The 8,512-nt window shown below is 49.5% G+C and carries 4 protein-coding genes; all 4 read left to right on the top strand.

Features of this window, described 5'->3' with window-relative positions; genetic code table 11:
* The coding region (locus CX664_RS02635; RefSeq protein WP_145999777.1) for an RAP domain-containing protein at nucleotides 1-1,015 on the top strand (1,015 nt) is incomplete at its 5' end.
* A gap of 132 nt (nucleotides 1,016-1,147) precedes the next feature.
* Entirely contained in the window at nucleotides 1,148-4,564 is a 3,417-nt protein-coding gene (locus tag CX664_RS02630) for an RAP domain-containing protein (protein ID WP_101745226.1), read from the top strand.
* A 116-nt stretch (nucleotides 4,565-4,680) separates the two neighbouring features.
* A complete protein-coding gene (locus CX664_RS02625) occupies nucleotides 4,681-7,398 on the top strand; it encodes an RAP domain-containing protein (RefSeq protein ID WP_101745225.1) in 2,718 nt (905 codons plus the stop codon).
* Nucleotides 7,399-7,449: 51 nt separating this feature from the next.
* Nucleotides 7,450-8,512: DUF1601 domain-containing protein (locus tag CX664_RS02620; protein WP_145999776.1), on the top strand; the 1,063-nt coding region annotated here is incomplete at its 3' end.

The raw sequence follows: 8,512 nt of genomic DNA, 5'->3' as shown, positions 1-8,512 counted from the left end.
TGCACAGAAAGCTGACTTTATACCTCAGGAAATCGCCAACCTGCTGTGGGCCATGGCCAAACTGGTGGACAACGGGCAGGAGCAAACATCAGAATTTAACGATGCCGTGGCCGCGCTGTTGCCCCTCGTGAACGCACAGAAAGACCAATTTCTTGCCCAGGGTATCGCTAATTTGCTGTGGGGCATGGCGAAACTGTTGGACAGCGGGCAGGAGCAGACACCAGAACTCAAAGAGGCCGTGGCCGCACTGTTGCCCCGCGTGATCGCACAGAAAGCTAACTTTACACCACAGGGTGTCGCCAACCTGCTGTGGGCCATGGCTAAACTGGGTGAGTTCGTTAAGCTGAACGTGATGACGGCCACGTTTGAATCGCTTGTCTACAGAATCAGTGAAAGCACTCAGCTTGATCAAAAAGATATATCAATGTCTCTCTGGGGAGTCATGGTATGCTGTGCCCGGTTGTCACTGGACTCCAATACCAATAAAGGTATTGTGCTTGAAAAACACATGGACAGCCTGTTTACTCACCTGAAAAATACCAACCCGAATGATGAAGAGAGTCAATCCATCATGGCAATGGCCGCAAATTGGCTGGGAAGGGGGGGGCCGGTCGCCCTCCATTACAAGACAAGCAGTTCAACACCTCAAACCGTCTTTCGTGACCAACTCCAATCATGCATTCCCTCTTTGAAAATTGAAGAAGAAAAGCGTCTGAACTCATTACCGCCGGTTGACCTGCTACTGCCAGATCACAACATTGCAATTGAAATTCAGGGACCGTCGCATTATGTGAGCGGTGATTTCAAAACCAGGAATGGTTCAACTCTGCTGAAAATCGCACTGTTGAAAAAATCAGGATTTGAAGTCATTGAAATCCCGGTTAACATGCTCAGGAACCGGGAATTAACGAAACTATTTATTGATCAAATAAAGATCAGGGTGAACATCCCCCCACCAGGTCATGGCTCTGTTCCACTACAAAGCGGGGTGGCAGATCGGCCCTTCTGCCGATAAAAAATGGCAACTCTCAGATCACTGTTACTCAACCGCCGAAGGAATTGAGTCTGTAGAAATTTCAGCAAAATGAACTTCTGAACAGCGCAGCAGTCTGCCTTTTATATTCTCATGAATTAATGAAATATAATTATGGATAGAAGCACTGCGGGTATCAGTGGTCAATACGTGAGATCAGGCAATGATGGCAGCCGACTGGATGATCATGCCGCTTCTTCAAGGTGTGGGCAATATAGACAGGGTACAGTCAGACGACGGGATAATTTCTCACGTAATACCCCGGGGCGCAATGAATTTTACCACTCTTCTGACGCACGCCCTTCTCAATATCTAATGCACCGTTCAGTCAACTCTGCTCAAGATTTCAATGCCCTTATTAAACAGGAAATAATGGATGATCTGGTGAGTAAATCGGAACGTTTCAGTCATCGCTATGATGGGAGAAATCACGGGCAATATGCCAGTTCAATTAAAAGATACACGTTAGCTTCTAAAAGACCTTTAAATCGGGCTGAACAAAACCAGCTGATACGTTTTCTGGAAAATTTTACCATAGCACGGAGCTGGAATTGGCGTAGCCTGACGACAACACTTTATTCATTTACTTCAGCAGGTGTTTTTACCCCTCATAAACCCATGGATGTGCGTGTTAAGCTTACTCAAGCTGCCTTATTGTCAACACTACTTGCTGCAACAATCTTCAAGTGCAACCAAAAGCCTGAAGCATCGGATATTGATGCCCAGGGAATCGGCAACCTGCTGTGGGCCATGGCAAAACTGGTGGACAACGGGCAGGAGCCGATACCAGGGCTCAAAGAGGCTGTAGCCGCGCTATTACCCCATGTGAACGCACAGAAAGAGCAATTCATTCCTCAGCATATCGCTAACCTGCTGTGGGCCATGGCGAAACTGGTGGACAACGGGCAGGAGCGGACACCAGAGTTCAACGAGGCCGTGTCCGCGCTACTGCCCCAAGTAAACGTACATAAGAACCAATTTAATGCCCAGGGGATCGCCAACCTGTTGTGGGCCCTGGCGAAACTGGTGAACAACGGGCAAGAGTGGACACCAGAGCTCAAAGAAGCTGTGGCTGCGCTATTGCCCCACGTGAACATACAGAAAGACCAATTTAATGCCCAGGCTATCGCCAACCTGCTCTGGGCCATAGCAAAACTGGTGGACAACGGGCAGGAGCGGACACCAGAGTTCAACGCGGCCGTGGCTGCGCTGCTGTTCCGGGTAAACGCAAAGAAAGCTGACTTTAAACCACAGGAAATCACCAACCTTATGTGGGCCATGGCGAAACTGGTGGACAATGAGCAGGAGCGGACACCAGAGTTCAACGAGACCGTGGCTGCGCTGTTGCCCCGCATAAACGTACAGAAAGACCAGTTCAATGCCCAGGCTATCGCCAATCTGCTGTGGGCCATGGCGAAACTGTTGGACAACCAGCAGGAGCAGATACCAGGTCTCAAGAAGGCCATGGCCGCGCTATTGCCCATCGTGAACGCACAGAAAGATCAATTTAATGCCCAGGGTATCGCCAACCTGCTGTGGGCCATGGCGAAACTGGTGGGCAACGGGCAGGAGCAGACGCCAAAGCTCAAACAGGCCGTGGTTGCGCTGTTGTCCCACGTAAACGCACAGAAAACTCACTTTAAACCACAGGAAATCGCCAACCTGCTGTGGGCTATGGCGAAACTGGCGAACAAAGGGCAGAAGCAGATACCAGGGCTCAAAGAGACCGTGGTCGCGCTGTTACCCCATGTCAACGCACAGAAAGCTGACTTTAACCCACAGGAAATCGCCAACCTGCTGGGGTCCATAGCGAAACTGGTGGACAACGGTCAGGAGCTGACACCAGAGTTTAAAGGGGCTGTTGCTGCGTTGTTACCGCACGTAAACGCACGGAAAGCTAACTTTAAACCACAGGAAATCGCCAACCTGCTGTGGGCCATGGCAAAACTGGTGGACAACGGGCAGGAGCTGACACCAGAACTCAACGAGGCCATGGTTGCGCTGTTGCCCCACGTGATCGCACAGAAAGAACAATTTAATGCCCAGGGTATCGCCAACCTGCTGTGGGCCATGGCGAAACTGGTGGACAACGGGCAAGAGTGGACACCAGGACTCAAAGAATCTGTGGCTGTGCTGTTGCCCCACGTAATCGCACAGAAAGCTCACCTTAAACCACAGGAAATCGCCATCCTGCTGTGGGCCATGGCGAAACTGGTAGAAAACGGCCAGGAGCGGACAACAGAGCACAACGAGGCCGTGAGCGCGCTGTTGCCCCACGTGATCTCACAAAAAGCTCACCTTAAACCTCAGGAAATCGCCAGCCTGCTGTGGGCCATGGCGAAACTGGTGGACAACAGCCAGGAGCGAACACCAGATCTCAAAGAGACCCTGGCCGCACTGTTGCCCCGCGTGAACGCACAGAAAGCTAACTTTAAGCCACAGGAAATTGTCAACCTGCTGTGGGCCATGGCGAAACTGGTGGACAACGGGCAGGAGGAGACACCAAGGCTCAAAGAGACCCTGGCCGCACTGTTGCCCCGCGTGATCGCACAAAAAAACCAGTTTATTCCTCAACATATCGCCAACCTGCTGTGGGCCATGGCGAAACTGTCGGACAACGGGCATACAAAGACACCAGAACTCAAAGAGGCCGTGGCCGTGCTGTTGCCCCACGTGATCGTACAAAAAAACCAATTTATTCCTCAGCATATCGCCAATCTGTTGTGGGCCATGGCGAAACTCGGTGAGTTCGTTGAGCTGAACATGGCTACCTCTGCGTTCGAATCGCTTGTCTACCAAATCAGTAACAACCTTCAGTTCTCTCAGCAAGCGATATTGGTGTCCCTCTGGGGAGTCATGGTATGTTGTGCCAGGCTGTATCTTGACTCCAATATCAATAATGTGCTTGAGAAGCACATAGATGACCTGTTTACTCGCCTGGAAAATATATCCCCGGACAATGAAGAGGATCAATCCATCCTTGCCATGGCCGCATGCTGGCTTGGAAAAACATGCCCAGTCCCCCCCCATTACCAGACAACCACTTCAAAACGTCAGACCATCTTCCGCAATCAACTCCAATCACGCATTCCCTCTTTGAAGATTGAAGAAGAAAAGAGTCTGCACTCATTACCTCCGGTTGATCTGCTACTGCCAGATCACAACATTATTATTGAAGTTCAGGGACCATCTCATTACGTGAGTGGTGATTTCAAAACCAGGAATGGTTCAACTCTGCTAAAAATCGCACTGCTGAGAAAATCAGGATTTGAGGTCATTGAAATCCCGGTGAACGAGTTTTGGAACAAAGGTTTAATGAATAGATGCATTGATCAAATAAAGACCAGCGTAGACACCCCGGCACAGGGTCATGGCGCAGCATCGCATAACATCGGGTGGACAGAAGAGGCAAACGTTACTGCTAATAAAGGATGGCAATCCTCAGATCACCCTTACTTAACAGCAGAAGAACATTTAGAAAAGCAAACACGCAAACCAAAAAATAGAAAAAGGAAGAGAACAAGAAGGTAATAACCTATTCCCTTTCATTATGACTCCAGAACCGTGTTCACATTCCAGCAAAATGAACTTCTGAACCGCACAATAGTCTGCTTCTTATTATTGTCATGAATTAATGAAATGTAATTATGGATAGAAACTCTGCTGGTATCAGTGGTAAATACGCAAGATCCAACAAAGATTACAACCAGCCGAATGACCATACCGCTTCTTCAAGGCATGGGCGATACAGACATTGTACAGTCAGGCAGTGGGATAATCCCCGTCGTTCTACCTCGGGGCGTAATGAATTTTACCGCTCTTCTGGCAGATGCTCTTTTCAATACCTACAGTACCGTTCAGTAAACCCTACCCAGGATTTTAATGCACTCATCAAACAAGAAATAATGGCTGGTCTGGTGAGTAAATCGAATCGTTTCGGTCATTCCTATGACGGGAGAAATCACAGTCAATATGCCAGCTCAATTAAAAAATACACGTCAGCTGCCAAAAGGCCATTAAATCAAGCAGAACAAGGGCAGCTGTTACGTTTGTTGCAAAATTTTACCGCAACACGGAGCTGGAGTTGGCGAAGCCTGTCAACAACACTTCATTCATTGACTTCAGCAGGTGTTTTTACCCCTCATAGACCCATGTATGAGTTTGTTAGGCATACTCAAGCTGCCTTATTGTCAACACTACTTGCTGCAACAATCTTCAAGTGCAACCAAAAGCCTGAAGCATCGGATATTGATGCCCAGGGAATCGCCAACCTGCTGTGGGCCATGGCGAAACTGGTGGACAACAGACAGAAGCGGACACCAGAGCTCAAAGAGGCCGTGGCCGCGCTGTTGCCCCAAGTGAACGTACAAACAACTAACTTTAAACCCCAGGAAACCGCCAACCTGCTGTGGGCCATTGCCAAACTGGTTGACAACGGGCAGTACCGAACACCGGGGCTCAACAAGGCCGTGGCCGCGCTGTTGCCCCACGTGAACGCACAGAAGGACCGATTTAATGCTCAGGGAATCGCCAACCTGCTGTGGGCCATGGCAAAACTGGTGAGCAATGGGCAAGAGTGGACATCAGGGCTCAATGAAGCCCTGGCTGCGCTGTTGCCCCAAGTGAACACACAGAAAGCTCACTTTAAACCACAGGAAGTCGCCAATCTGCTATGGGCCATGGCGAAACTGGTAGACAACGGACAGGAGCGGACACCAGAGTTCAAAAAGGCCGTGTCCGCACTGTTGCCTCGGGTGAACGTACAAACAGCTAACTTTAACCCCCAGGAAATCGCCAACCTGCTGTGGGCCATGGCGAAACTGGTAGACAACGGACAGAAGCAGACACCAGAGTTCAACGAGGCCGTGGCCGCGCTGTTACCCCACATGAATGCACAGAGGGACCAATTTAATGCTCAGGGTATCGCCAACCTGCTGTGGGCCATGACGAAACTGGTGGACAACGGCCAGGAGTGGATACCAAGGCTCAGCGAGGCCGTAGCCGCGCTGTTGCCCCAAGTGAACGCACAGAAAGCTAACTTTAATCCACAGGAAATCGCCAACCTGCTGTGGGCCATGGCGAAACAGGTAGATAACGGGCTGGAGCAGACACCAGAACTCAAAGAGGCTGTGGCTGCGTTATTGATCCTTGTGAACGTACAGAAAGCTAACTTTAAATCACAGGAAATCGCCAGCCTGCTTTGGGCCATGGCGAAACTGGTGGACAACGGCCAGGAGCAGACACCCGAGCTCAACGAGGCCGTGGCCATACTGTTACCCCAAGTAAACGCACAGAAAGACCAATTTATTACTCAGAATATCGCCATCCTGCTATGGGCCATGGCGAAACTCTTGGACAACGGACACGAGCGGACATCAGGGCTCAAAGAGGCTGTTGCCGCGTTGTTACCTAACGTGAACGTACAGACAGCTAACTTTAAACCACAGGAAATCGCCAATCTGCTGTGGGCCATGGCGAAACTGGTGGACAACGGCCAGGAGCGGACACCAGGGCTCAACGACGCCGTGACCGCGCTGTTGCACCAAGTGAACGCACAGAAAGACCAATTTACTCCTCAGCATATCGCCAACCTGTTGTGGGCCACGGCAAAACTGGGTGAGCTCGTTGAGCTGAATGTGGTTACCTCCACGTTTGAATCGCTTGTCCGGCGAATCAGTAAAAACCCTCAGCTCTCTCAGCAAGCGATATTGATGTCTATCTGGGGAGTAATGGTCTGCTGTGCCAGGTTATCTCTAGACTCCAATGCCAATAATAATGTGCTTGAAAAACACATGGATGACCTGTTTAATCGCCTGAAAAATACATTCCCAGACAATGAAGAGGATCAACGCATCATTGCCATTGCGGCAAGTTGGCTTGGCAGAGCGTATCCTGTCATCCCCCACTACGAGACCATCATTTCAAAACCTCAATCCGACTTCCGCAATCAACTGCAATCATGTATTCCCTCTTTGAAGATTGAAGAAGAAAAGAGTCTGAACTCATTACCGCCGGTTGACCTGCTACTGCCAGATCACAAGATGGTTATTGAAGTTCAGGGACCTTCTCATTACCTAAGTGGTGATTTCAACACCAGGAATGGTTCGACTCTGCTGAAAATCGCACTGCTGCAAAAAGCAGGATTTGAGGTCATTGAAATCCCGGTTAACCAGCTTTGTAACCAGGATTCAATAAAACGATATATTGATCACATAAAGACCAGAGTAGACACCCCGCCAAAGTGGCATGGTTCTGGATCACTTAAAAGAGGTTGGACAGATGGGGCATACGTGACCGCCGATAAAAGATGGCAGCCCTCAGATCACGGTTACGTCTATGGCTATTTCAGCAAAATGAACTTCTGAACAGAACAGCAGTCTGTTTTTTATATTTTCATGAATTGATGAAATGTAATTATGGATAGAAGCTCTGCTGGTATCAGTGATAAATGCGCAAGATCCGATAAAGCTTACAACCAGCCGAATGACCATGCTGCTTCTTCAAGGCATGGGCGATATAGAAATGCCACAGTCAAACAATGGGATAATCCCCCCCGCGCTACCCCGTGGCGGAATGAATTTTACCGTTCTTCAGGCACACGCTCTTCTCAATATCTACAGTACCGTTCAATAAACTCTGCCCAGGATTTTAATGCCCTCATTAAACAGGAAGTAATAGATGGTCTGGTGAGTAAATCGAATCGTTTTGGCCATCACTATGATGGGAAAAGTCACAGTCAATATGCCAGCTCAATTAAAATATACACGTCAGCTGCTAAAAGACCGTTAAATCAAGCGGAACAAGGGCAGCTGTTACGCTTGCTGCAAAATTTTACAGCAACACGGGGTTGGAGTTGGCGAAGCCTGTCAACAACACTTCATTCATTGACTTCAGCGGGTGTTTTTACAATTCATAAACCCATGGATGGGCGTATAAAGCTTACCCAGGCTACCTTATTGTCAACGCTACTTGATGCAATAGTATTCAAGTGCCATCAAAAACCTGAAGCCAGGGATATTGATGCTCAGGGAATCGCCAACCTGCTGTGGGCCATGGCGAAACTGGTCAGCAATGGTCAAGAGTGGACATCAGGACTCAAAGAGGCCTTGGCTGCGCTGTTACCCCACGTGAACGCACAGAAAGACCAATTTATTCCTCAGCATATCGCCAACCTGCTGTGGGCCATGGCGAAACTGGTGGACAACGGACAGGAGCGGACACCAGAGCTCAAAGAGGCTGTGGCCGCGCTGTTTCCCCCCGTTAACGCACTGAAATTCCACTTTAATGCTCAGGGTATCGCCAACCTGCTGTGGGCCATGGCGAAACTGGTAGACAACAGGAAGGAGCAGACACCAGAATTCAAAGAGACCGTGGTCGCGCTGTTGCCCCACGTGAACATACAGAAAGCTCACTTTAAACCACAGGAAATCACCAACCTGCTATGGGCCATGGCGAAACTGGTAGACAACGGGCAGGAGC

This window comes from Endozoicomonas acroporae (assembly GCF_002864045.1).
Taxonomy (GTDB): Bacteria; Pseudomonadota; Gammaproteobacteria; order Pseudomonadales; family Endozoicomonadaceae; genus Endozoicomonas; species Endozoicomonas acroporae.
The sequence above is the reverse complement of the archived record's forward strand: the minus strand, read 5'-3'. Positions and strand labels throughout refer to the sequence as shown.

Bases quoted from the DNA above. Each gene is read 5' to 3' on its own strand.
- CX664_RS02630 (WP_101745226.1), top strand. From the start codon at position 1,148: ATGGATAGAAGCACTGCGGGTATCAGTGGTCAATACGTGAGATCAGGC.
- CX664_RS02625 (WP_101745225.1), top strand. From the start codon at position 4,681: ATGGATAGAAACTCTGCTGGTATCAGTGGTAAATACGCAAGATCCAAC.